Here is a 23,481-nt window from a genome sequence, read left to right on the forward strand (position 1 = left end):
TTGCTTAAGCGCAGGTTTGCCGGGCGGAACAGCGGGAAAGGGAGTTCTACCTGCGGGTGCTCCGGGTGCGATTGCACCTCGTGCGGAGGGCGTGGTGCTGGCGAGGATAGTCAATCTTCTCTTAAAAGAAAATAACCAACGTGGACGGGGGTTCATAATGTCTTTTTGTAAACCGAAAATTATGTATGTGAGTTTGCTCTTTGTCGTAGCCATGATGATCACTGCCTTGGGCGTTGACATTGCGTCGGCTCATTCAATGTTTATTCAATCTGGTCGCCACAGGGTGGATGAGGGCAAGAAAACACCGCTCTTTTTTTGTTATGGACATCATTTCCCTGTAGATGACGGTGTGCGTCGGAATAAGCTTGCATCGGTGAATGTTTTTGATCCGTCCGGGCAGGCAACCGCAATTCAGCTACGCGATGAAACCTGTCTGCATTCTTACATGGTCGAGTACGACAAGCCCGGTGTCTATGTGTTGGCCGCAGAGACCAATCCTGGTTTTTACACCAAGTGGGTAGATAAAAAAGGGCGTAATCGCAGTACCATCAAGCCCATGAGCGCTGTTGTGGACAAGGCTTCAAAGATCGAGAAATCCCTGTACAGCAAACAGTATGCAAAAACATATGTTCGTTGTGGTGCTTCTGATGGTCTTTATCAGGCCCACGTGGGGCTGCCGCTTGAGCTGGTTCCCATGCAAGACCCGACGACATTGAAGCCTGGTGATGTTCTGTCCTTGAAAATTTTTCGTGATGGAAAACGGTACTTTGGTTCTGGGGCTTGGGATGCCACTTATGCGGGATTTTCTACGGAATCAGAGGACCTGTATCATCCAAGAGCCACTGCAGCCGGTGATACCATTAAGGTTTCCCTCGACCAACCGGGACGGTGGTTTATTCGGTACTTCATCAAGACCGACGCCACACCTGAAAACAAGGATAAATATCTGCAACAGAAGCAGACAGCCACACTTGTGGTTCTCGTCCCCAACGAGCGCAAACAACCCGTGGCTCATCATTAGGCACTTTAGGTGACCTCAGGGCGTGGGGGATCGTTGGAGTGCGTCCTCGAACTCCAGTGGATAGGCGATCTTCCACGCCCTTTAGGAATGCTGACGTATATATCTTTTATATATAATTCTGTTGGGCGTTTGAGATTCAGGATCACTAGAATTTCTTTCTCATCAGAAACTCTTAATAGTGTGTTTGTGCGGACGGGTAGCAAGAAAGAATATTTTGCTCGTAAGTCTATAGAATTGAAGATTTATATATCTATTTCGAGTAGAAGCAAGAAGATGCAGATAGTTGCGGCTTCTTTTTGATTATTTTTACATTTTGAGACGGGATTTCAATTCCTACTATATACTACCTTTTCGGTATTAAATTATTGAAAATTAATGTGTTGACGTTATATTTTTTAATCGGCTATGCACTTCGCTACATTGAAAATGAATTTCATAATCAACGATTCGCTCGGGATTGAGAAGGCCGACGGAGAAAAGGAAAAGGAGGTCGTTTTGAAACGCCTTTTGGCAATTATGGCTGTTGTTACATGTTTGATTTTGGGTGAAGGAGCCTCTTTGGTGCACGCCGGACCTGTTATGGGCGGGGGGAGTGATTCCGAAGCAGCTTTGAAGGATCGGCCCGATACAAAACCTGTCAAATGCGTGGGCTTGATCAACATGTCAAACGGGATAGTTCTTCCTAAAGGGAAAGTGACCGCCAGCATCAAATATCGATACGTTCACAAAGATTCTTTGTATGACGGAAGCGAGGAAAAGCATGGAAATTACGGGGGTAAATACGATCGTGTAAATCAAGGGTTGCAGTTTACGGCCAAGGCTGGATTGTTCGAGGATTTTGAAGCCCGTGTCATGGTTCCGTTTTGGGATAAGGAACTTAAACGCAAGGCTGGCAATCCTCCAACATCCACTGGGACCGATTCAGTAAGTGGTTTGGGTGATGTCGTGGTTATGGGGCGGTACGCACTCATGAGCCAGCGGAAGGGCGATTGGATGAGCGTGGCTTTAGGAGCGGGAATAAAATTGCCTACAGGTGACCCTGATCACGAGAATGACTTTCCGTTTTCCAATGCGCATAAATACATCGGCCCGGGTGGTCAGCTTGGTACCGGTTCCTGGGATCCAAAGATTGAATTAGGTGCTACCAAGTTTGTGGATCGTTCACGGTTTGACATGCATTTTATGTACACCATCCCCGGAGATGGAGCGCATGGTTCCCGCAAGGGCAAACAGTTCAAGTATAACTTTGGGTATGGGTATGCCCTGAATAAGTATTTCGACCTTGAACTCGAATTGAACGGTGTCGAGCAGGAACGTCATCGCTACGATAACGAAATCGCCAAATCAACCGGTGGGCATACCATCTATATTACCCCCGGTATTCATTGGAAGATGGCCGAAAAATGCCATTTGTCATTGGGCGTTCCCGTAGTCGTCTACCGTGACCTTAATGGCTATTCAGCCGACCCTGATCGCAACAGCCGGTATGGGCTGGGTGAAGACTTTCAGGTTGTGACCCGTCTTGCTTTCAGCTTCTAATTATTTGGAGATAAAAATGAAAAAAATACGTTTGCTTTTGATTGTGACATGCCTGTCCTGCATGGCGATTCTCTTTGGACTGACCTGCGCCAATGCCACTCCGTACAAGGCACCGGAGAAGATCAAAGCCGTCATGGTCGGTGACAGGTTGGTGGATGTGGCCTTGAAGCTTGGTGTTGTCGCAGAAGGGATGGCTGTGCGAGCATCCATGTGGCCCAAAGCCGATGAGATCAAAATGGCTTCTCAGCTTTTGGGGTGCCCCAACTATGTCACGGTCAAACATCCTGAGACCATTGCCAATTTCATGAAGGAGCGGGGCATTACTCGGCTCATCTTGGAAAAAAGCGTTAAGTTTTGTTTGTACAAGAAAAAAGTGAATCCTGTGAAAGTGGCTGAGTTGGTCAAGGATGTCCCCGGTATCACCATTGAGTATGTGGATTTCAGCAGTGGCGTCGTCCCTGCCATCTCACAGATTGCCGAGTTGTTTGGTAAGCAGGAGCAGGGACATCAAGTGGCTGCCTCGTATGCAAAAGCCATGAAGAAGGTCGAAGCTTCTTTGACCAAGCAGAAAACCGGCAAACGAGTTCTCGTACTCAACGGCCATTATCTCGCATCGGGTAAAACCTTTATCCGCGTGGAAGCTCCTGGTGGTTATTCTGATCAGTACATCCTGAATCCGCTTGGGTGCAAAAACGTGGCAGAAGCCATGATGACCGACACGATGAAGGTCAGCAAAGGTCATGTCTCTGGTGGGCGTTTGGGTTGGTTAGACAAGGTCAAACCTGACGTGATCGTTGCCACAGGTGACGGATTTGCCGTGCAACTGGCACTGCACAAGGCTTTGCAGAAGAATCCGGCTTTGGCTGATGTCCCGGCCATCAAAACCGGTTCGGTGTATTCGCTGCCTTTTTATGGTGATTCCAGCGTCCTTGAGTATCCGCAGATATTCAAGCAGTGGAGTGCCGCTTTAGGGCAGTAACTTCAAAGACTCCTGACGACGATACTCAAGAGGGACTGCATGTAGTGGCAGTCCCTCTTTTTTCTCGTTTGAAAGAGAATTTATAGTGCAAATGGCGTGAGAATCCTCTCAAGTACTCCCTGTACTTTGGAGATGGCTACGCCGTAGTTGGTCACTGGAACTCCACGGCGCGAACATTCATTCATGCGGCGTAACATCTCGGTTCGGTTCAACATGCAGGCACCGCAGTGGATGGCGAGTTTGAATCGTTCCAAATCTTCAGGGAAGTCGTGGCCTGAATAGGTCTCGAAGTTCAGGTTTTTCCCTGTGTATTGTGTGACCCAGTGCGGAATTTTGATCCGGCCTATGTCATCTTCCACCGGATGATGGGAACAGGCTTCGCCGATGAGTATTGTGTCACCTTCACTCAGGGTATCAATGGCTTTCGCGCCATGCACAAGTGTTGGAAGGTCTCCTTTGTAACGGGCGAACAGGGTCGAAAAAGTGGTCAATGGGACATCGGTCGGGACGACTTTGGCCACATTGTGTACGACTTGAGAATCCGTGATAACCAGTGCGGGCTTGTGGTTCAGGCCGGACAAAGCCTCTTCGAGTTCTGATTCCTTGGTGGTTAACGCCAAAGCGTCACCGTCTAGGATCTCTCGCAAGATTTGCACCTGAGGCAGGATGAGCCGTCCTTTGGGAGCGGAAAGGTCTATCGGCACGACGCAGACGACCCATTCCCCTTTTTTGAAGAGGTCGCCAGCCAGTACCGGGTCACGCTTCATTTCCGGCGGTGCGATGTCGATGATCGCCTGTTTTATTTCGTCGATATTTGTTTCGTCTTTGGCCGAGGTGGTCAGGAACCGAAATCCCTTTTTTTGACAGTATGCGCGGTCTTCGGCTGATGGTTCCCTGATGTCACTTTTGTTGAAAGCGATGATGAATGGGATGTCCAGTTCGATGATGTCTTCGATTATTTTCAGTTCATGTGGCGTGAGCCCTGCCTCGCCGACAACGACTATTGCCACATCCGAACGCCAGAGGACTTTTCGTGTTGCCTTGATTCGCAACTCCCCAAGTTCGCCAGAGTCATCGAGTCCGGCTGTGTCGTAGAATGTGACAGGGCCGAGCGGAAGCAATTCGTAATGCTTGGCAACCGGGTCCGTTGTCGTCCCCGGCATATCCGAGACAATGGCTATTTTTTGATCCGTTATGGCGTTAACCAGTGATGACTTGCCTGCATTCCTTTGTCCGGCGAGGGTTATGACCAGTCGTATTCCGCGGGGTGCTTTGTTGGACATTGTTTCTCCTTGGAGAGAATCCTTTGGATGATGACGGCACAAGGCCGAGGGAGCGGATCATGCTTTTGGCATGTGTCAGAGAATCCGTGATATCAATGTTCGATGCGTTTTTTCCGGGATAGATGGTGTAATCTGCGCGATGGTCCTCCGGGGTCATGGAGGGCATGATGACATTGCATCCACGAGTCAGTGCAAGCCTTTGAGACTCTGGTTCCAAAGCGCTCAAAGCGGATGTAGCCGGGATGTTGGCGTGTGGATTGAGGATACGTAAGATGGCCGTCACCCTGTGTGATAACTCAATGCTGCCGGGTGCAACCTGTGCCAGTGGTGTTTGAGGATGCGGAATGAATGGGCCAACAGCGATCATGTCCAGGTCGAGGGCAGTGAGGAACAGAATGTCTTGGAGCGTGGAAATGAGGTTTGAGTCAGGGAGGTCGGTGATAACACCTGATCCAACTTCATAGCCGAGATGCCGGAGGGATTCGACTCTATGCAATCTTGACGAAAACTCCTCGCCATCCCTGAGTCGTTTATAAAGACGTGGGTTGGTGGTCTCCAGTTTGAGCAGACAACGGTCTGCCCCACACTCGCGCCAGAATGCATATTCATCCACACCTCGGTCGCCTAATGAGAGCGTTACGGCCACGTCGTGCTGTGTTTTGATTTCCTTGATCAGCGTACCAATGGACTGTGTGGAATAGCTGAAATCATCGCCGGACTGGAGTACGATGGTCCCGGCTCCTTGAGAAACGGCCAGTGAAGCGGCGTTCAATATTGTCTCATTTCCCATCCGGTAACGGGTTATTCCCTTATTGGGAGCACGTAGACCGCAATAGTGGCATTTCTTATTGCAGACGTTGGAAAATTCAATGATGGCACGAAGGTATATTCCGTTACCAAACTCCTGTGATTGAGTCGCGTTGGCGCGTCCAAAGAGTTCTTTGTCATTTGCGCCTGTGAGGTACGTGAGAATGTCGTGTTCTTTTAAGGTGTACATCGTGTCCGTGGGGTAAGGGTTGTATTCATTGCTCGGACACATTCGTTGATGAGTCGAAACGAGGCGATTTCTTTATTTGTGGCATTGGTCGGAGCCTTGCCTGTTTGGGTCCATTCCATCAGCTTTTCGACGTCCGTATTGATTTTACCCCAGAAGCCATGGGGCGCGTGTTCTCCAGCATGCGCGTATTGACCGAATACGATCGTGTTGTCGGCAACGATTATGGGAAGACAGGGCAGTCTGCGGGCTGGGTGGAGATGGATTTTGTCAGGATGTTGTGCAGCCAGTTTTGTCAGGAATTGGTGCGATGATGCGATTTCATCGGTAATTCCTTGAATGGATATGCCGAATCTGAGTGCCTTGAGAAAGGAGAATGTCCATTTTGAACCGTGCTCTGGATCAATGGTGATGATATCCAATCGTTTAAATTCCGGTTTACGGATGGCTGTCTTGAGGCCGTTGCGATGGGCTTTTGACTTTGCAAACGCGCCATATACGGCTGCATGGAGGATGATTCTCCTTTTTGCAGCAGCAAACAGTCCCGGCGTGTTCAATGCGTCGATTCCTGCGACGATTTCCATTTCTTTTTCACCTCACGGTATGCGTTCGGTTGGCAATGACCTCGTCATTGAAAATTCCGAACTCGACCTCCATGGATGCTCTTGCGAAAGCGGCCCTCAAAAAGGGAAGGTGTGTGCCGCTTGCATCCTGCAGATGCAGTGATAGGCGCTGGCTATTTTTTTTGTTCGCCGATCACATCGCGTTTGCTTTGCATGGAGGAAGAGTCCGGGGTCTTCATCAATCGTTGTCTTAGTTAGAGATACAAGTCTCTTTCACCTGCTTCGATACGAGTGAGCCTGTCCGTAAGTACTTTTTTCTGTTTGAGATCAGCGTATCCTTCAATTTCACGGGCAATGAGAGCTTCTCCCGCTTTTTTGGTCTCTTCGGAAGCGTAATCCATAAGGTATTCTTTGAAGGTGAGTATCCCGTTCGGCAGACAGAAGTTCTGGATGAAACCTGTTTTTGCCAGTTCCATGAAATGCTCACCTGTGCGGCCCAGGCGATAACAGGCTGTACACCAGGACGGGACATAGTCGTGTTCACCTGCGATGGAACGGATGACTTCATCCAGACTGCGACTGTCACCAACACAGAATTGCTGGACGCCGGGTCTGTCATATTCCGGGTCGCTGTATGCGCCGGGGTAGGTGCGGGAACCTGCGGAAATCTGAGAAACACCCATTTGCAAGAGTTCGGCTCGGAATTCGGCAGTTTCGCGGGTGGTCAGTATCAGGCCGGTATACGGGACGGCTATGCGAAGGACGGCCACGATTTTCTTGAATTCATGGTCAGTGGTCGGATACGGCGGGTTGTAGGACATATCCGATCCAAGGGCTGGCTCTAGTCTAGGGAAGGAGATAGTGTGAGGCCCGACTCCCCAATCCCTTTCAAGCTGAAGGGCATGATGGAGAAGTCCCAGAACTTCGTACGTGGTGTCATACAGTCCGAAAAGCGCACCCATACCGACATCGTCAATACCGGCCTCCTGAGCGCGGTGCATGGCGTGCAATCTCCACAGATAGTCCGTCTTGCGACCTGCCATGTGGACCTTTTCATATGTTGGTACGTGGTATGTTTCTTGAAAACACTGGTAGGTGCCAATACCGACTTCATGCAGCGTTTTGAAGCCTTCAACATCCAGCGGCGCACAGTTGATATTGACCCGGCGGATTTCACCGCTTTTTGCCGAGGTCACGGAGTAAACGTCGCGAACAGTCTGGGCAATCCACTCGGCATTGTATTTGGGGTGCTCGCCGTACACGAGTAACAGGCGTTTGTGCCCTTGATCTTCCAGAACTGTCACTTCCTCATGGATTGCTTCGGGTGTAAGTGTCCTGCGCTCCAGATCCTTGTTAGTGGCCTTGAAACCACAATATGCGCACTGATTGACACATTCATTCGAAATGTACAGAGGGGCGAAAAGCACCAGTCGGTTACCATAAATGCCCTTTTTAATTGTCATGGCGGTTTGGAAAATTTCCTCATCCAGTTCTTTGTTCGTGTTCTTTAACAAAACAGCGGCTTCAAACGGGGTGAGTCCTTTGCGCTCCAACCCTTTGGCAAGAATATCCCGGACCAGTCCCGGATCGGGGTTTTCCGCTTTTTCCATTTCGGAACGGATAACGGTATCGTCGATAAAATTTTCCAAACCGGTGCCTAACGTACTGTCCTGTTTCATGGCCCTTACTCCCTTGGTTATACCAATAGTGATTTGACTTGAACGCCATCGAGCATGCCGAGTTTGCCCGTCAGGGCTCCAACTTCGTCGGTGGTCGCTTCAATGATCAGATCGATGATGTTCACGCCTCTGTCTTTGAAAGGCAGGCCCATGCGTCCAACGATAATTTCTCCATGGTCGCTGAGTATATCGTTTACCGCTGGGGCTGCTTTGAACCTGTCTTTGATGATGATGCCGATAATTCCCAATCGCTTTTCCATACGAATTCCTTTTTCGGTCATTGATCTCACAGTGCAGGAGAAAGCCCGGCTTAGCACTTCCGGGCGATCTGCAGACGGGGGATAGGGGGGAGCTTTAAGACGTCGGTCTGCTTGTGGAAAGCGGGTAGAGTCTCGATGGCTCCACCCTGTGGTTCAGGCTAACCCTTACCGCAGGCAGATTTTCTCCGATTGGAGGTGTTCTGGAAAGAAGTGATAAGAGAAAAAAGGACACGAATCAAGAAAAAGTTGCACTTAGTGTATAACTTTTTTAAAATAGTATTACGAAATTTAGACAAAAAGAATGCCCAAGGAAAGGGACTGTTCTCAAGAGAGGCGTCAAATGGTGTGGGAAAAAAAGATGAGAAAAAGAAGCGTGTGCCCTTGGATCAGAGATATCCTAGCCGCAGGTTAACGCTGTTGGCGTTTTAGAAGTTTAACTTGAAGCCTTTATCTTTGAGGATGGCAATCTTTGCGCTACGATCAATATAATGCGTGTGCAGTAGGTGGTGGGACATGTGTCCACACGGGCCTTCGTGCAGGAAGCCGTCTTTCTTGTCGTAGATTTTCTTGATCATGGGATTGTCCTGAGACTTCCTGATCGCGTAAATCTTGGAGTTGGCGTCAGCATCATATACGGATTTTTGGCGCAGTCCTACGAAACTCATGGAGCTAGCTACAGCTTCTTTTGTGATGTTCATCCCAAGTACGGCGTATCCGGTCATGATACCGCAGGCTTTGATGAAACCGCGTCTGTTCATTATCATATCTTGTTTCTCCTTATGCCGTGACCTTACGTGCTCGGAAGCGTTTATTAATCTGGGCTACCGTGCTTCTGAACAGGGAGGCCTGAATTTCTGGATCAAGAGGCTGACCTCCACCGTTCACACAACCGCCGGGACAGGTCATGATTTCAATGAAGTGGTATGGCGATTTGCCGGCCCTGACTTCATCGCAGAGCTTGGCGGCGTTATCGAGTCCACTTGCCACGGCGATTTTTACGGTGCCGAAACCGGGTACCTTGACGTCAGCGGTGTTGATGCCTTCGTGGGTACGAACGACCTTGATGTTTGGGTCGCTCAATTTCTTGCCGGAAAGCACTTCATAGGCCAGCCTGAGGGCCGCTTCCATGACGCCGCCGCTGGTGCCGAAAATGGTGGCTGCGCCGGTGGAGTCGCCCAGAACCGCATCGGGTTTCTGATCTGGCAGGCTGTTGAAGTTGATGCCCGCAGTCTTGATCATGTACGCCAGTTCGCGGGTATTGATGGTAGCATCAGTGTCCCGGAAGCCACTGTCGGCCAGTTCCGGTCTGAGGCCTTCATATTTCTTGGCGATACAGGGCATGATGGATACCGTGTAGATCTTCTTGGCTTCGGTGTGCGTTTCATGTGCGCCGTATGTCTTGGCCAGAGGTCCCAACATGCCGATGGGTGATTTACAACTGGACAGATTTGGCATCAGGTCCGGGTAGAAGGTTTCGGTGAACTTGACCCAACCGGGACAGCAGGACGTGAACTGAGGCAGGGGGCGTGCGCCTTCCTTGCCCTGTTCCTGAACACGCTGAATGAGTTCGGTGCCTTCTTCCATGATGGTCACGTCAGCGGTAAACTCGTTATCCCAGATGTAGTTGAAGCCGAGCTGGCGTAATGCCGTGTGCATTTTCCCGCCGACATAGGTACCGGTCGCAGCGCCAAAGCACTCACCCAGACCATAGCGAACGGCCGGAGCGGGCATGGACACGACGATAGTGTCAGGGGCTTTGAGTTTTTCAAAGACTTCGTCGACATATGAAACGCCTTCGTAGATGGCGCCATACGGACAACTGGTCAGGCACTGTCCGCAGTTCATGCAGGCTGCCGGATCAACAACTTGACGAATACCGTCTTCATTAATGGATTGGATTGCACCAGTGGCGCAAACTTCTTCGCATGAACCGCAGGCTTCACACTTTGTGGCATCAACTTGGACAAAGTAGATGCTGTCCGGGTCGACCCCCTTGGGTGCGTTGTTTTGGTACATGACGCCTTCAATCAGTTTCATTGTTCCCTCCTTGTTCGGGTGGACTGAAGAAAGGTCGACCGGTGTAACGACCGGTGACGACTTTGGTGTGCATCCAGACATTGGATACCCTCCTTTGTTAACAAGGGTATAAAATACCTTTATTAACACGAAATTAGAAATAGTAACACTATACGGCTACTATTTTAAAAAACATAGTCATGTCAAGGCTCGTGTTTTTGGCTGAATGCAAAAGTGGTGTGTTTGCGTACATTTTGCGAGGCGGTTTCTTTTTGATACCGTTAAAAACATGTAAAACGGTCTAGAAGTGCTCGGAGATTTGCGTACACTCCGCATGCACGTTTTGTGAGGACTTTGTTTGAAAGGTGATTCATTTAAATTTTGATTATCTTCACTCTGGCTAGAGACCGGTTTCGTTATATTGGTGAAGTCGTTGTTCGGGTCAGGGGATTAAATACCATTTAGAGGAAGGAGATTTTAATGACTTCTATAGTTTCTGAACCAGTGACTGTTATGCCCATAGAGCGGAAGGACGGTACCTATGCCCTCCGTCTTTGTCTTAATCAGGGGTTGCTGACTCCCGGTATGACCAGAAGTGTTATGGAAATCATGGAGACGTATCCCGGTGTGACGCTTCGCGCCACCACCGGCCAGCGTATGAATTTGGAAGGAGTTCCCAAGGGAAAACTTGACGAAATCGTGTCCACTCTCGGCGTGTCGATTCCCAAGTGTCCCCCCGGTGTTTCTGTTTGTCCGGGCGGTGAACTGTGTAAATATGGTCAGCAGAATACCCGTGAGATGGGCGACCGTCTGCTTGAGGTGGTCAAGGCCAATGGCCCGTATCCTTTCAAGGTAAAGAGTGGCGTTTCGGGTTGTGGCATGGCCTGTAGCTTGAGCTTTGTGCGTGATATCGGTCTTGTGGGAATTGCCAAGGGGTGGAACGTTATTTATGGCGGTTCTGCTCGCCACCGTGCTGCCCCCGGCTTGCGCCTCGCTAAAGGGGTTTCGGACGATGAAGCATTGGCTATCATCGCAAAAGCACTGGTTTATTATCGTGATACCGCCAAAAAAGGTGAACGCATCGGGATGATGGTACGTCGATTGGGTCACGATGTTGTGGCTGACGCCCTGAAATAACTGACAGCTTCAGAAAACAAGAAACGCCCCTGAGCATATCCGTGCTCAGGGGCGTTTCATTATATCTGGGGGAAACAGCAGTACTGTGTGCTGCTACATGCTGTATTGATACTTCACGGCTGTCTTCATCGTGAATGTCTGCCCCTGAATGATCTTGGGCCGCTTTGTGAGGCCGCTTGCTGCCGTGATCGCTCGGAGGGCGGCGCGGTCAAGACGTTGATCGCCGGAGGAGCGGACCAGCCTGACATCGGTAAAGGAGTCGTTGGGTAAAATACGGAATGTGAAGAGGGCGTTGCCTATGAGACCTGAAAGGTCGCCGTTGCCGGGAAGAAATTTACGCCGTTCAATGGCCTCATGGACTTGGGTGAGAAAGTGCTTCACGGCCAGTCGCCGCAAGCGTTTGCCTGCGTCTTCACAATTCTCATCAGGGTCATCTTCCACAAAGCCCTGTTCAAGAGCAAGGGGATTGCCGGGGGTGCTGACGGAGACATCGAAATCCAGCGGGACAATGATTTGTTCCCCACCGACAACCGGTTCCTGATCCCAGTCCAGTTGCAACAGAAATATGTGGACCACGATCGAAATGGCAACGCAGGTGCCGAGAATCTGGCGCGAGGTCATTGATGTGCCTCGGCCTTTGCGGCTTCTTCTCCTTTGGTGCTGGTCGCGATAACGAGATTGCTGAATCCGTTGGACCTGACTAAATCCACAATGCGGACAAACTGTTCTACACGTGCCTGCGGGGCTGATTTGAGGAGAATGTGCGCTGGTTGTAGCGCGAGTGGCTGTGATGCCGTGGATTGCAGTTTGTAGGCGAGAGACAACAGGGTGATTGGCTTGGTATCACAAAAGACATCACCGTTGGTTCGCAGTTCTATTTCCATTGATTTGCCGGAAACCGGCTTGGAAGATTCGGCTGGCGGAAGTTCCATTTCCATGCCTTTTGCCGTGAATACGGTTGAAACAACGAAAAATATTAAAAGAATGAAGACGACATCCAAAAGTGGAGTGATGTCCGGTGAAGCAGGACGTGGTTTTTTCTGTTCAAAGGAAACCATGAAAAGACCTATTTGATCCCTTCAAGGAAGGTGTTGGTCATACGTTGCATGGCAAAGGCGTTTTTATCGTATTCACGACAAAACCAACGGTGTGCCAGAAGTGAAGGGATTGCGACACTTAACCCAGCGGCTGTTGTCAGGAGCGCCTGCCAGATACCGCCGGCAAGCATGGTAATATCGACGTTGCCGGACGCAGAGAGGCGGGAAAAAGCATTGATCATGCCGAGGACCGTGCCGAGCAGGCCTATGAGCGGGGCTGTGGTAGCAACTGTTGCCAGAAAATCCAGTCTGCGGCGGAATGAAAAAAGGACTTCTTCGCCGACACGATGGATTTTCTGTTCCTTTGCGGGGAGTGGCAGATCATTAAACAGTGCGTTGAAGAATTGAAGATAGGTCGGTGCAATGTCTTCTACTTCGTGCAGAGCTGCGTCGCTGCCTTGTGTCTGGAATAGATCAAAGATAGGTGTGAGTGCCCTGACAGAGGGAAGGCGGCGGGTGGTGAAAACAATAAATCGTTCAGCCATGACCGCAAGGGATGCAATGGAGAGGATAAGGAGCGGCCACATCATGAAACCGCCCTGTTGCAGCAGGTTCATGCATACCTCCGTTCAAGTTGTTCGAGCATGGTTACATCCATATTTTTGCCGATGGCCACAAGAAAGCTTTCGTCGTCAAATTTATTGCCGAGGCGGGAAAGTTCGTACCGCCCTGAGACATACTGTACTACTTCATGTTCGTCACTTTCTGCAACGTTCACGATTCCCTTGAGCCGAAAAACTTCCTTGGGGAGGTTGTCCAAGATTCCAAGAAGATCTTTTCGGCTCAAGGGTTCGTGAAAGGCAAAACGTCTGGATATGAATCCTTCCATGGCATGGGTATGGTTTGGGGGCGAGAGGAGGCCAGGAAGAAGACCTTCGACATTTTGCGTCAATGGATCGAAATCATAAAGAGTTCCCGGATTGATTGCGCCGTATTCGGTTTTAACCAGAAGAGCGCGGTTGTTCAAGGTGTGGAGGGTTTCGGTCAATGCCGTCTTCTCTTCAGCGGAAATCAAATCACATTTGTTGAGAATGATGGTGTCTGCGGCTTTTATTTGGTCGCGAGTGATGTCGCTTTCATTCAGCAGTGCCGGGGCGTTTTGTGCATCCACCAGAGTTGTGATGGAATCGAGCCGAACCTGCGGGCGCAATGTATCAATTTCGTTCAGGATATTGAAAGGATTAGCCAGTCCCGTTGTCTCTAGCACGATAACCTTGGGGCTGAATTGGGCATTGAGTTGCTCGATACCTTTAGAGAGATTACCTGCGAGTGTGCAGCACACACAACCTTCATCCAGTTCTATGATGGAATCGTCACCTTCAAGCAGTTTGCCGTCCACGCCGGTTTTGCCGATTTCATTTTGAATGATGGCGACTAGTTCGTCGCGTGCGGCGTGATACTCCAGAAGCTGGTTGAGAAAGGTAGTTTTGCCTGCGCCAAGGAAGCCGCTGAGAACAATGAGGCTGGGGCGGCTGTCAAAGGCGTATTCATGTTCACCGCTTTTGGCGATGGCTGAAAGGTTGTGTGTTTCCCACAGCAGGGCGGTGTCCAGAGGGGCCGGGAAGTGAGACCTCTCCGGTGCGCCGCCGCATGCGCTGAATTGCGGGATGATGGGAAATGCAAGTCTTTTTGATGTATCAACGTCTCCCCAGCCGAGAGTGTCGGTGAGGGCAGAAATTTTTTGGGAAATGGGGGATTGATTGCCCTGAGCATCGTAGGCAAATGCTTTTGCGGGGGATTCATTTCTGCCGAACCAGCACGGCGGTTCTCCTACGCAGTTGGAAATAGCCGCTCCAAGCACGAGCATAAAGTCCATGGCTATGGCGTGAGCCGGGATATCTTCTTCTGCCTGACCGGGGGCAATGACCCATTGTCCTTCTGAAGTGGCTATGCCGTCTTTGGCGACGCACAACTTGCGGTCAACGGCTGTAAGTTGCAGCGATATAGTGTCTTCATCCGTGCCAAGTGCCGTGGAGAGCATGCCGATGCGGAATGGTGCCGCCCATCCCTCGTTGGAGGAAAATTGACGGAGTGCTTCCGTGTAATCTGGCTGGACGACAGCCATATTGGCCGCAAGGGACATGGTGTCGAGCAGTGGTTCCTCTTCGGCGGGGAAATAATAGAGTCCGAGAACTGCGTGAAGCCCGTGTTCGTCGGTGTGTTCATTTTCGGTGCACAGGCCGAAGACACCGGGACGTGTGCGTACTCGCATGGTCCATGCCTGTTTGCCACGAGGGCAGACCGCCATGCCTTTCCAGCCGACCAGCCGTTTGAATTCATCATATTGGCATGCTGCCAGCAAACAGTTCACCACCATTTCCGGCATGTTGATCTGTTGGTCTCTGTTGCGCTGTGGGGGAAGGATTGCGGAAAGGTTCATGGGCGTTCTCGTTGTATGGCGTTCGGCCCGCTCAGAGAGCGGGCCGAACAGTTGGGATGGCTCGGAGGAATTAGCAGCCGAAGCTGATCTTGTCGCCGTTACCGAGGTAATCTTTTGAAGCGGACCGGAAGCGCGCGGTTCCACGCACGACCGGATATCCGGCTTCGATGAACTTCTTGGCGGTGAGGTGGCCGGTGCAATGGTTGCAGCCAATGCGCTCGAAGCCCCACTGTCCAAGGGAGATCACGAGGTCATCGTATTTGGGGTCCCAATCTTCAAAGGGTGAGATGTGCAGACCGCCATAGATGCCGTAGAACTTGTCTTTGTCGTACTTCAGGTTTGAGTAGGCAAAGTCGGCAAACTTCAGGATGCCCTGATGACAACAACCGGAGATGAGCACCAGCCCACGATCCTTGATGTTGAAGGCAAGGGAGGTTTCGCCGAATACGCGGTTGATGATGGGGACATCGAACTTGAGGAGTGCCATGCCCGGAATGATTTCCGTGACGGGCTTGTCTGCGATGACCAGATCTCCCTTGTAACCGGAGTCTTTGATGTACTGGAGGCCTTCTTCGTAGAAACCGTCGTGTACATACAAGGGAATACGGTTGTCGTATTTCATGGTGACGGGCAGACCCCAGAAGTGGTCCCAGTGCTCATGCGAGATGAACAGGGCTTCAATTTCTTGCTCCTGAAGCATCTTGTCGATGCCTTCACGTTTGAAGCTGTCTTCCATCCATTCATAGGACCAGCCGGTGTCCAGCAGGTACTTGTGGACGGTACCGTCGAGAGCTTCCACTTCGATAAGGCATGAATATCCACCCGGGTTGTCCGGGTGCAAAGCCAGTTTCTTTTGGATGTCCCATGCTTTTTTCAGGTCGTTGGGAAGCAGTTCCTTGATGGAACCAATGCCCTCTTTGTAGGAACCCTGCGCTGATCCCTTGCCGTTGGCAAATGGTGCCCAGTTCAGGGTGTATTGGTTGACAAGCAGGCCGCCTGCCTCGTGGATGTCGCCGATAAGGTGAGCATTGTTGAACCAACTGGTCTCGGAGATGTTGGTAATGCGGACGTTGCGGCATGCACCGAAGTCATGCTGTTTACGTTCCTTGTCGGGCATGGCGTCATAGGCCCAAGGGCTGTAGGAATACAGTCCCATTCCGGCGAATGCACCTGCGACAAGACCTGTTGCAGCGCCTTTTACAAAGTCGCGTCTGCTGATGTTCTTTTTATCGTTACTCATACTATTACTCCTTGTTCCCTGCGCTTACTTGATGATGGTGAAGTTGGCGCTGATCCACGGCAGGATCTTGATGATGGCGATGTACAGAATTGCGCCACCAGCCAGTCCGACAGCCAGACCCTTGGCAAGACCTGGGGTCCATTTCACGTCATGTGCGACGACTTCTTCTTTGATCTCTTCCAATTCTTCAGTGGTCTTGGGAACAGCCTTCCAGCCCGGCCAGCCATCCATGAACCAGACGTTGACCAGGAAGATGTTAATCAACCAGATCATGGGAATCATGGGGAACTGCTGGGGATGGGAGAAGCCTTTTTGGGTGCCGAGGAACAAGTGGGAAGTCTTATAGTAGACCACGTACACGAACACGGCGCCCAAAGCGGTCAGCAAGGTGCGGATGCACACGTTGACCGGGCGGCTGAATTTTGTCGGCCAGTTGTTGCAGTAGAAGGAGAGGTACAAGGAGGGAACCAGCCAGAAAATGGCCATTTCACCAACATGCAGCCAACGCCAGTCAGGAGCCATGAGGCGGCGGGTACCACGAATGGTTTCGCCCCAGACGAGGTCCTGAGCGTAGAACAGGAAGAAACACAGAGCCAGTGCAATACCGATGATTCCGAAGAAGGAAGCGGTACGACGCAGGTTGTCATTCTTGATCAGGTTAAAGGGATAGCGTTCCCAGATGGTTTCAAACAACCAGACGACGACGGTACAACACATGATCCATGCAATATGGAAGTTGCCGGAAACCGTGTTGGCGAAGTCTTCCCAGTAGGGAGGGCAAATGGCCGTGAACTTCTGCCAGGGGTAGAAGAGGATAGCCATGTGTGAGTGCATGGTCAGGAAGTAGACAATCATGCTGAAGAAGAAGGTGACGAGAACAATGGTGATGCCTCGTGCTGGCTGCTTCAAATTTTGCCAAGGCGCATTTTCGCAGGCCACAACCCAGCTCGGAGAAAGCCAGGAAGCGATGGCTGCGAACATCATGATGGCTTCGGCAGCATACTCAATGGAATAGAAATCGGTGAGGCCCATGGCTTCAAGGCGTGCGGGATCAAAGTAGGCGATACCATAGTTGCCGAGTACTCCAATGAAGAATCCCTTGATGAGGATGACCATGGCTGCGACACTGACGAGTATGAGTACCGCTCCCTTGACAAGTGGATGCGTTTTTTGGAGCCATGTTCGTTTGAACGGCCAGAAATCAAAGATATAAGCGACCCAAATAAACAGAATCAGCAGCCAGCGACAGACCATGTAGCCCACATAAGGGGTGTACATGCGCATAAGGCCGCGCGGATCCTGAAAAATCCACCATGTTGCATAAAAAAAGGCAAAAATGACAATCGTATTGATCAATGCCGGGATAGGCCCGTTCCAACGTTTGACCAGCTTTCGACTCTCAAGATAGCTGACACTACTGTTGTCCATGTTACATTCCTTTGGCGAGTTCGCTGGAGAGGGTGATCAATCCTCGTAAACCAACTATGCTCTTTTACAGTCTTTTTGACGTTCAGATTCCGAAACCAGTTTTTCCAATTGCCTAGGCGTTACAGTAGCCGGATCAATCCCGAGAGCCATGGCGCGTAAGAAACATTCATTCTCAGTCAGAGGAGCTTTTTCTGGCTCTTTCTGCTGACGAACGACATCCTCCACCTCCTCGGTGTGCCCTTTTCTCGGAATAAACCGGCTGAAAAATTCTCTTCGTTTCATGATGTGTGTTCTGGCTGCGAAATGGGTGATTTTAATTTTCTGGCAGGACCAGTTGGTGAAAGGTCTGCATGCATTGTTCAGCGAGGCTTTCCGCCTGTTCCGGTTGCCCATTTTTCAATGCGTTAAACAGCTCCACGTGATAGGCGAAAAGCGAGTCTATCTGTACCTCGGAAAGCCCTGTGCCGACGTGCTCAAGGTTTTGCGAAGCCACTGAAAGTTCATTCATCAACAGAATGAGATAATCGTTTTGGGAGGCCTCGGCCAAGGCCAGAAAAAAAGCGATGTATTGTCGACTGACCATGGAAAGGTCGAAGTTGACGATGGCCTCACCAAGTCGTGCCGTGGCTTTTTCCAGCGAGGCGATGTTCGCGGGAGAGAGGCGAAGAGCCTCGGCTTTTGCCAGTTTTGGGGCGACAAACATGAGAGTCTCAATCAACTGATGATTGGCGGTCTGACTTTTGCGTTTTCGCAGCATCTCCCAAGAAATGCGTCCCTGTTTACTTTTTAGATAACAGCCGCTCTTTTCCTTGATCTCAAGGTATCCCATGGTCTCAAGGTTGCAGAGCACCTCTCTGATAGTGTTGCGGCTTGTATGAAACATTTCAGCCAGTCGACGCTCCCCAGGAAGTCTGTCTCCTATGGAAAAGGAGCCTCCCTGAAGCATTGCGGTTACCTTTTGACAAAGTATGGGACGTTGTGCAGAAGCCATATCTGGTCCAACCAGTTTTGAGGTTTATTGAGTTTCTCCTTCCAATGAGATTGGTTTTATGAGCGATAAACCGTTGGTGCAAGGATTTTAACAAAATTGGACCTAAAACTGGTTGGACCAGATGGGGGCGGTCGGGATGATGTTTTGAATTGTCTGCTTTCTAAGCGCATGAAATAATTTGGCATAAAATATGCCTTTGTTGGGCTCCATGCATAAAAAAGTGCAGCTCACCAATTCATGTTTTGGTGTGCTGCACTTTTGATAGTTCTGTTTGGTTGGACCAGATCTCTTCCTTTATTTTTGTAGGCAACGCTCCAGATGTGTGAAGAACTCCTGGTGTAAAGCGGATAGAGGAGCGTCTGCGTCTGGGTCGTAACTTCCTTTCTGCGTTGAACAAAAAATGAGAACACTGGTCAGAATTCCATCTTCGAAAAAGGGCTGTGCATAATAGGAATGAATGCCGTGCGGGATGAAAAGAGCCCAATCAATGGGTTTGATGCTCTTTGATGTCTCCATAACAACATGGTTGTCGAGTTCGAAACGCACTATGTTTTTGGCAATGGAGCCTTCATATGGATGCACCAGGTCTTCCAGTTCTCCTCCGAATGGCTCTCCGACTCCTGTGACGGAAACAATTCCTTTGTCGATGAAGATTTTGGAAAGCATGATGGCTTCCGTGGGGGAGTTCTTCGGCAGTGCTTTAAGCATGCTTTCCAAGAGGGCTTTGACCGTAGAACATTTTCGCATGGCAGCACTGACAGTTTTGGATGGAAGGACTTCGTTTCCTCTGACTGGAACCCCTTTGCATGCCTTGCATTCATTGAGGTGCGACAGAGTGATCCAGAGGAGATTCTCTTCGTCGCGGGCGATGACTTGAATCCGTGCCGAACACTGATGGCTTCTGCCTATGCTGTCGGTCACATAGAGTTCACCATTCCAATAGTCTGAAAAGATGAGACTTTCATAGATTTGAAAGAGGTCTGTGCCGGGAGTGTCCTGCAACAGCTCCTGCAAATGAAGGTTGGTCAGTTGTTTTTTGCTGTACCCCAGCAATTGATCCGCTGCCGTGTTGACCATGCTGATGGAACGGTCAGTAAACCGGACAAGAAGTACGGGGTCATCAACGAGGTCGATCCTGACGGAAAGTCCAGGGCGGCCTTCTGTCGCCAGAATGGTACTGACATGAGAGGTGATATCCATGAGCACGCCTACGGAGCTTGTTGGGTGTTCAGGGTCAGGCATTCCCGCAAGTTTGAACCACCTATTTACTCCCTCATCCACTTGTATACGGAATACGCATGTCGCTTTTTGTCGATGGAGAAGCTGCTTGAGGCTGTGCTGAAACCGTTCTCGGTCTTCAGAGAGGACCAGCCGTTCAGCCGATTGCGGGTTTTGCATGATGGCTCGAACTTTTTCGCCATGCGGCTGGAGAGTGTGGGAATTGAGAAATGATATCTCTTTGCCAACAATATCAATTCTCCAGACAATGGCTGGAATTACTTCAAGATAGCTCTCAAGTCTTTTTCCCATCTCAGTACAGGAATCGGACTCGCCGTCCATTTGCTTCGACATTCTATTCCTTTGTCATCTAAATTGTTTTTAATATGAGACCGCCGTACTTATAAACGCCACTCATACTCCTTGGCAAATTGATTCATAGTGGCCTGACCAGTTATTGTTATCTATCAGAAAAAATGGTTTTTCTGGGCATATCATAAATTGATATCAATGTTGATGTTGCGAGGAGTGAGAATTGGAGAGAGAGGGGGCGAGGAGAAGGATAGGAAATGAGAATCCGCGCCCGAGAAGGACTTTCAGGCGCGGATTTTCCATGTTTTATTGCTGTGTATGTTCGTTTCTCAATCGTAGGGTGGCTGTGACCATGTTTCGCAGGGAGGCGAGAGTTTCAGGCCATGCCCTGGTCTTCAGGCCGCAATCGGGATTGACCCACAGACGTTCTGCGGGAATGACTTTCAGGGCTTTTTGCAGAAGCCAGTATATTTCGTTTGCGCCGGGAACTCTGGGGCTATGGATGTCGTAGACACCCGGACCGATTTCAGCGGGATATTGGTATGCGTTGAAAGCGTCGAGCAATTCCATGCCGCTACGGCTTGCTTCAATGCTAATGACGTCAGCATCCATTTCCGCAATGGATTTCATGATGACGTTGAATTCACTGTAGCACATATGAGAGTGTAACTGCGTACTGTCCTTGACGCCGCTGGACGCCAATTTGAAACAATCCACGGCCCATTGCAGGTATTCGTCCTGCTGGTCTTTTCGTATGGGCATGCCCTCACGAAGAGCCGCTTCATCGATTTGAATGACGTCGATTCCAGCTGTCTCAAGGTCCACAGCTTCATCACGAATTGTCAGTGCAATCTGGCGGCAGACTTCGCTTCGGGTGATGTCGTTACGGACGAAACTCCAGCATAGAATTGTCACTGGGCCAGTCAACATCCCTTTCATGGGTTTCTTTGTCAGGCTTTGGGCATAGACAGCCCAGTCCACGGTCATTTTTTCGGGACGGGATATGTCACCGTATATAATTGGAGGCTTGACGCATCGACTGCCGTAACTTTGGACCCAGCCGTTGGAGGTGAAGCAGAATCCTTTGAGTTGCTGGCCGAAGTATTCAACCATATCGTTTCTTTCCGGTTCGCCATGCACCAGGACATCAAGCTCCAATTCTTCCTGATGATTGACAACCTCTCGTATATGTCCTTGCATTGTTTTAATATACTGGCTTTCGGAAAGGGTGCCTTTTTTGTACTCTAGGCGGGCTTTTCGTATCTCGGCTGTCTGAGGATATGAGCCGATTGTCGTGGTCGGGAAGAGTGGGAGTTTGAGTCGATCCCGTTGAATGACAATACGTTCTGTGAAAGGGGAATTGCGGTTGAACATTTCAGGCGTGATTGCCTGCACTCTTTCGCGGGTTTGGTGATCAATGACATCGGGGTGAGCTGCTCGGGTAAGCAAAGCTGTCTTGTTTTCGTTGAATAACGATGGTGTTTCGGTGGTTGTTGCAGCGTGTTTCAGGGCGGCAACTTCCTCGCATTTCTGAATGGCAAAAGCCATCCACTGTTTGAGTGTAGGGTCCAGTTTTTTTTCTGCGGAGATGTCCACGGGAGAATGGAGGAGTGAGCAACTGGATCCGACCATGATGTGAGTGGCTTTGACTTTTTGGCGAACGATGTTCACTTGTCGTGCTGCAGCTTCAAGATCTGTTTTCCATATGTTCCTTCCATCCACGAGCCCCAGTGAGAGAGTAAAATGTGCTGGCAGCTTGGACAGAACTTCATCCAACTGGTTTGGTCCCCGAATCAAATCAATGTGGATACCATCAACAGGCAGAGACAAAGCCAGATCCAGGTTGTCACCGAGGTCGCCAAAGTAGGTCGTGAGCAGCAGGCGCGTGCTGTTGGTGACTGTACGCAGTTTGGAATATACGGACTGGAATGCAGTTTTGGCTTCGGCTGGGAGGTCGGTGCACAAAATCGGTTCATCAATTTGAATCCATGAACAATGTGCGGCGATTTCTGTGATGATTTCGCAATAAACATCAGTCATGTGTTCAAGGTGGTCCCATCGGTTGCAGCCATCAGTCTCTTTTGCAAGCAGGAGGAAGGTGAGCGGGCCGACAAGGACTGGTTTTGGCGAGTATCCGAGTCTTTTGACAGCTTTTATATCTGCCAGCAGTCGGGAGTTGTCCTTTTTGAAGGGCGTATTGGGGCTGAGTTCCGGGACAATGTAATGATAGTTGGAATCAAACCATTTGGTCATTTCCATGGCCGGAATGCTTTTCTCAGAGTTGCCTCTGGCCATATGGAAGTATGTCTTGCAGTCGACAGTATTCCCGTCATGCTGGAATCGTTGGGGGACTGCTCCAAGCATGGCGATAGTGTCTAGGATGTGGTCGTATAAAGAGAAGTCGCCGACTGGCAGCAGGTCCATTCCTGCCGTGGCCTGAAGATTCCAGTGGCGTTGCTTGAGTTCTCCGGCAGTGGAAACGAGTGCTGTTTCTGTTGTTTCCCCTCGCCAAAATTTTTCAAGTGCCCATTTCAATTCGCGGTTTTTCCCCATTCTAGGAAAACCCAATACGTGCGCGTTCATGTCTACTCCATGTTTCGGGTGAAAGACGAAGAGCGCGAGCCTCGGTTTGTTGGCAACAGAGAATGACACACCGGATGATATGATCCCGTGTCGTTATGAATATCTGCAACACCAACCTGATCGCGAGGTCGTTCGCTCTTTGGCAAGACGTCTTCTGGCTTCCGGCCCCATAGTGTTGAATCCCTTCCCGATAGCGGTGGTTTTCAACGGGTACTGCCGGTTACAGCGGCGCGTCCGCAGCGGTTTTTCACCGCTTTCCGTTTCTCGCCAAATCCTTATATCTAGATTTATTGATATTTGAGAATCCCATAAAAGGCAAGTCGGCTTTGTTCTGTGAGTCTGAAAAGTTGACAGAGGTGAGGTCTTGGCGGAGTTGAACGGTCTGTTTTTCGTATATAACAAGCTGTTTATTCGTCAGTTTTTTATTGTGTGTGCTCTGGGCTGGTGTGTCGTTCGATTTTGTTTTGTCACCTGTGTGTCTCTTGAATGTTTTGTTGGCGTTGTTTGTTTATGATTTTCTTGAATTCATCATTTGATTCAAACCGCATATTTTGCGGTGAAAGAACTTTTTATTTTGTCGTTTCAATTTCTCGAATTTGATAAATCCAGAGCTAACAGCTTGGAATTATATTTTATGTGACGGCAGACCTCTCAGAGTTTTTTTGGATCATATCGCTTTTGACTCAACAAATTTCATAAATCTGGTTGACTAAGTTTCATGCATGGTGCATTGCAGAGGCGTCGAAAGATAGAACGCCGTT

21 protein-coding genes and 1 riboswitch are annotated in these 23,481 nt (G+C 50.0%); of the genes, 4 read left to right on the forward strand and 17 right to left on the reverse strand.

Going from position 1 to position 23,481, the window contains the following annotated elements:
- Nucleotides 1-157: 157 nt before the first annotated feature.
- The 3 genes from SYK_RS15675 (at nucleotide 158) to SYK_RS15685 (ending at nucleotide 3,539) form a co-directional block, all read left to right on the forward strand.
- Entirely contained in the window at nucleotides 158-1,021 is an 864-nt protein-coding gene (locus SYK_RS15675; RefSeq protein WP_281761211.1) for a DUF4198 domain-containing protein, read from the forward strand.
- A gap of 426 nt (nucleotides 1,022-1,447) precedes the next feature.
- The gene (locus tag SYK_RS15680) at nucleotides 1,448-2,560 is read left to right on the forward strand and encodes a transporter (RefSeq protein WP_281761212.1); all 1,113 of its coding nucleotides are present in this window, start codon (nucleotides 1,448-1,450) and stop codon (nucleotides 2,558-2,560) included.
- A 16-nt stretch (nucleotides 2,561-2,576) separates the two neighbouring features.
- Nucleotides 2,577-3,539: an ABC transporter substrate-binding protein gene (locus SYK_RS15685; RefSeq protein ID WP_281761213.1), complete on the forward strand. Its 963-nt coding sequence runs from the start codon at nucleotides 2,577-2,579 to the stop codon at nucleotides 3,537-3,539.
- Between the two features lie 80 nt (nucleotides 3,540-3,619).
- Here the strand turns inward: SYK_RS15685 and hydF are convergent, their stop codons facing one another.
- The 7 genes from hydF to SYK_RS15720 all read right to left on the reverse strand — a co-directional run bounded on the left by hydF (nucleotide 3,620) and on the right by SYK_RS15720 (nucleotide 10,355).
- Nucleotides 3,620-4,822 (reverse strand): [FeFe] hydrogenase H-cluster maturation GTPase HydF, encoded by a 1,203-nt coding sequence (gene hydF, locus SYK_RS15690; RefSeq protein ID WP_281761214.1) that lies wholly within the window; start codon nucleotides 4,820-4,822, stop codon nucleotides 3,620-3,622.
- On the reverse strand, nucleotides 4,740-5,819 hold the full coding sequence (gene hydE, locus SYK_RS15695; RefSeq protein ID WP_281761215.1) for a [FeFe] hydrogenase H-cluster radical SAM maturase HydE: 1,080 nt from the start codon (nucleotides 5,817-5,819) through the stop codon (nucleotides 4,740-4,742). Before hydE ends, hydF begins: the two co-directional genes overlap by 83 nt.
- A complete protein-coding gene (locus SYK_RS15700; protein ID WP_281761216.1) occupies nucleotides 5,807-6,400 on the reverse strand; it encodes a hypothetical protein in 594 nt (197 codons plus the stop codon). Before SYK_RS15700 ends, hydE begins: the two co-directional genes overlap by 13 nt.
- Nucleotides 6,401-6,633: 233 nt before the next feature.
- The gene (gene hydG, locus SYK_RS15705) at nucleotides 6,634-8,058 is read right to left on the reverse strand and encodes a [FeFe] hydrogenase H-cluster radical SAM maturase HydG (RefSeq protein ID WP_281761217.1); all 1,425 of its coding nucleotides are present in this window, start codon (nucleotides 8,056-8,058) and stop codon (nucleotides 6,634-6,636) included.
- Between the two features lie 17 nt (nucleotides 8,059-8,075).
- A complete protein-coding gene (locus tag SYK_RS15710) occupies nucleotides 8,076-8,339 on the reverse strand; it encodes a TM1266 family iron-only hydrogenase system putative regulator (RefSeq protein ID WP_281761218.1) in 264 nt (87 codons plus the stop codon).
- A 404-nt stretch (nucleotides 8,340-8,743) separates the two neighbouring features.
- Nucleotides 8,744-9,082, reverse strand: a complete 339-nt coding sequence (locus SYK_RS15715) for an iron hydrogenase small subunit (RefSeq protein ID WP_281761219.1) — start codon at nucleotides 9,080-9,082, stop codon at nucleotides 8,744-8,746.
- A 13-nt stretch (nucleotides 9,083-9,095) separates the two neighbouring features.
- On the reverse strand, nucleotides 9,096-10,355 hold the full coding sequence (locus SYK_RS15720) for a [FeFe] hydrogenase, group A (protein WP_281761220.1): 1,260 nt from the start codon (nucleotides 10,353-10,355) through the stop codon (nucleotides 9,096-9,098).
- A 459-nt stretch (nucleotides 10,356-10,814) separates the two neighbouring features.
- Between SYK_RS15720 and SYK_RS15725 the strand changes: the two genes are divergently transcribed.
- The gene (locus tag SYK_RS15725; RefSeq protein WP_281761221.1) at nucleotides 10,815-11,471 is read left to right on the forward strand and encodes a nitrite/sulfite reductase domain-containing protein; all 657 of its coding nucleotides are present in this window, start codon (nucleotides 10,815-10,817) and stop codon (nucleotides 11,469-11,471) included.
- 93 nt (nucleotides 11,472-11,564) lie between these two features.
- On the opposite strand, the gene SYK_RS15730 is transcribed toward SYK_RS15725, so the two are convergent.
- From SYK_RS15730 to metE, 10 genes are all read right to left on the reverse strand, one after another.
- Complete coding sequence (locus SYK_RS15730; protein ID WP_281761222.1) at nucleotides 11,565-12,092, reverse strand: TonB family protein; 528 nt, start codon at nucleotides 12,090-12,092, stop codon at nucleotides 11,565-11,567.
- Nucleotides 12,089-12,529 carry an ExbD/TolR family protein gene (locus tag SYK_RS15735; protein ID WP_281761223.1) on the reverse strand — a complete coding sequence of 147 codons (441 nt, stop codon included), beginning with the start codon at nucleotides 12,527-12,529 and terminating at the stop codon, nucleotides 12,089-12,091. The genes SYK_RS15730 and SYK_RS15735 overlap by 4 nt, the downstream gene beginning before the upstream one ends.
- Before the next feature lie 8 nt (nucleotides 12,530-12,537).
- A complete protein-coding gene (locus tag SYK_RS15740) occupies nucleotides 12,538-13,125 on the reverse strand; it encodes a MotA/TolQ/ExbB proton channel family protein (protein WP_281761224.1) in 588 nt (195 codons plus the stop codon).
- The gene (locus SYK_RS15745; RefSeq protein WP_281761225.1) at nucleotides 13,122-14,948 is read right to left on the reverse strand and encodes a CobW family GTP-binding protein; all 1,827 of its coding nucleotides are present in this window, start codon (nucleotides 14,946-14,948) and stop codon (nucleotides 13,122-13,124) included. The genes SYK_RS15740 and SYK_RS15745 overlap by 4 nt, the downstream gene beginning before the upstream one ends.
- A gap of 70 nt (nucleotides 14,949-15,018) precedes the next feature.
- Entirely contained in the window at nucleotides 15,019-16,188 is a 1,170-nt protein-coding gene (locus SYK_RS15750; RefSeq protein ID WP_281761226.1) for an MBL fold metallo-hydrolase, read from the reverse strand.
- Between the two features lie 24 nt (nucleotides 16,189-16,212).
- A complete protein-coding gene (locus SYK_RS15755; RefSeq protein ID WP_281761227.1) occupies nucleotides 16,213-17,616 on the reverse strand; it encodes a hypothetical protein in 1,404 nt (467 codons plus the stop codon).
- Nucleotides 17,617-17,670: 54 nt separating this feature from the next.
- The gene (locus SYK_RS15760) at nucleotides 17,671-17,898 is read right to left on the reverse strand and encodes a hypothetical protein (RefSeq protein WP_281761228.1); all 228 of its coding nucleotides are present in this window, start codon (nucleotides 17,896-17,898) and stop codon (nucleotides 17,671-17,673) included.
- A 31-nt stretch (nucleotides 17,899-17,929) separates the two neighbouring features.
- Nucleotides 17,930-18,607 (reverse strand): FadR/GntR family transcriptional regulator, encoded by a 678-nt coding sequence (locus SYK_RS15765; protein ID WP_281761229.1) that lies wholly within the window; start codon nucleotides 18,605-18,607, stop codon nucleotides 17,930-17,932.
- Between the two features lie 294 nt (nucleotides 18,608-18,901).
- Nucleotides 18,902-20,179 carry a PAS domain-containing protein gene (locus tag SYK_RS15770; protein ID WP_281761230.1) on the reverse strand — a complete coding sequence of 426 codons (1,278 nt, stop codon included), beginning with the start codon at nucleotides 20,177-20,179 and terminating at the stop codon, nucleotides 18,902-18,904.
- Between the two features lie 264 nt (nucleotides 20,180-20,443).
- Nucleotides 20,444-22,720, reverse strand: coding sequence for a 5-methyltetrahydropteroyltriglutamate--homocysteine S-methyltransferase (metE, locus tag SYK_RS15775; RefSeq protein WP_281761231.1), 2,277 nt, complete (start codon nucleotides 22,718-22,720; stop codon nucleotides 20,444-20,446).
- Between the two features lie 131 nt (nucleotides 22,721-22,851).
- Nucleotides 22,852-23,033: riboswitch (cobalamin riboswitch) on the reverse strand.
- Nucleotides 23,034-23,481 lie beyond the last annotated feature (448 nt).

This window comes from Pseudodesulfovibrio nedwellii, assembly GCF_027923765.1.
In the GTDB taxonomy this organism is placed as follows: domain Bacteria; phylum Desulfobacterota; class Desulfovibrionia; order Desulfovibrionales; family Desulfovibrionaceae; genus Pseudodesulfovibrio; species Pseudodesulfovibrio nedwellii.

Bases quoted from the DNA above. Each gene is read 5' to 3' on its own strand.
- SYK_RS15685 (WP_281761213.1), top strand. From the start codon at position 2,577: ATGAAAAAAATACGTTTGCTTTTGATTGTGACATGCCTGTCCTGCATG.
- SYK_RS15675 (WP_281761211.1), top strand. From the start codon at position 158: ATGTCTTTTTGTAAACCGAAAATTATGTATGTGAGTTTGCTCTTTGTC.
- metE (WP_281761231.1), bottom strand. From the start codon at position 22,720: ATGAACGCGCACGTATTGGGTTTTCCTAGAATGGGGAAAAACCGCGAA.
- SYK_RS15720 (WP_281761220.1), bottom strand. From the start codon at position 10,355: ATGAAACTGATTGAAGGCGTCATGTACCAAAACAACGCACCCAAGGGG.
- hydE (WP_281761215.1), bottom strand. From the start codon at position 5,819: ATGTACACCTTAAAAGAACACGACATTCTCACGTACCTCACAGGCGCA.
- SYK_RS15715 (WP_281761219.1), bottom strand. From the start codon at position 9,082: ATGATAATGAACAGACGCGGTTTCATCAAAGCCTGCGGTATCATGACC.
- SYK_RS15755 (WP_281761227.1), bottom strand. From the start codon at position 17,616: ATGGACAACAGTAGTGTCAGCTATCTTGAGAGTCGAAAGCTGGTCAAA.
- SYK_RS15770 (WP_281761230.1), bottom strand. From the start codon at position 20,179: ATGTCGAAGCAAATGGACGGCGAGTCCGATTCCTGTACTGAGATGGGA.
- SYK_RS15730 (WP_281761222.1), bottom strand. From the start codon at position 12,092: ATGACCTCGCGCCAGATTCTCGGCACCTGCGTTGCCATTTCGATCGTG.
- SYK_RS15710 (WP_281761218.1), bottom strand. From the start codon at position 8,339: ATGACCGAAAAAGGAATTCGTATGGAAAAGCGATTGGGAATTATCGGC.
- SYK_RS15740 (WP_281761224.1), bottom strand. From the start codon at position 13,125: ATGAACCTGCTGCAACAGGGCGGTTTCATGATGTGGCCGCTCCTTATC.
- SYK_RS15735 (WP_281761223.1), bottom strand. From the start codon at position 12,529: ATGGTTTCCTTTGAACAGAAAAAACCACGTCCTGCTTCACCGGACATC.
- SYK_RS15760 (WP_281761228.1), bottom strand. From the start codon at position 17,898: ATGAAACGAAGAGAATTTTTCAGCCGGTTTATTCCGAGAAAAGGGCAC.
- SYK_RS15725 (WP_281761221.1), top strand. From the start codon at position 10,815: ATGACTTCTATAGTTTCTGAACCAGTGACTGTTATGCCCATAGAGCGG.
- SYK_RS15745 (WP_281761225.1), bottom strand. From the start codon at position 14,948: ATGAACCTTTCCGCAATCCTTCCCCCACAGCGCAACAGAGACCAACAG.
- hydG (WP_281761217.1), bottom strand. From the start codon at position 8,058: ATGAAACAGGACAGTACGTTAGGCACCGGTTTGGAAAATTTTATCGAC.
- SYK_RS15765 (WP_281761229.1), bottom strand. From the start codon at position 18,607: ATGGCTTCTGCACAACGTCCCATACTTTGTCAAAAGGTAACCGCAATG.
- SYK_RS15680 (WP_281761212.1), top strand. From the start codon at position 1,448: ATGAATTTCATAATCAACGATTCGCTCGGGATTGAGAAGGCCGACGGA.
- SYK_RS15750 (WP_281761226.1), bottom strand. From the start codon at position 16,188: ATGAGTAACGATAAAAAGAACATCAGCAGACGCGACTTTGTAAAAGGC.
- SYK_RS15700 (WP_281761216.1), bottom strand. From the start codon at position 6,400: ATGGAAATCGTCGCAGGAATCGACGCATTGAACACGCCGGGACTGTTT.
- hydF (WP_281761214.1), bottom strand. From the start codon at position 4,822: ATGTCCAACAAAGCACCCCGCGGAATACGACTGGTCATAACCCTCGCC.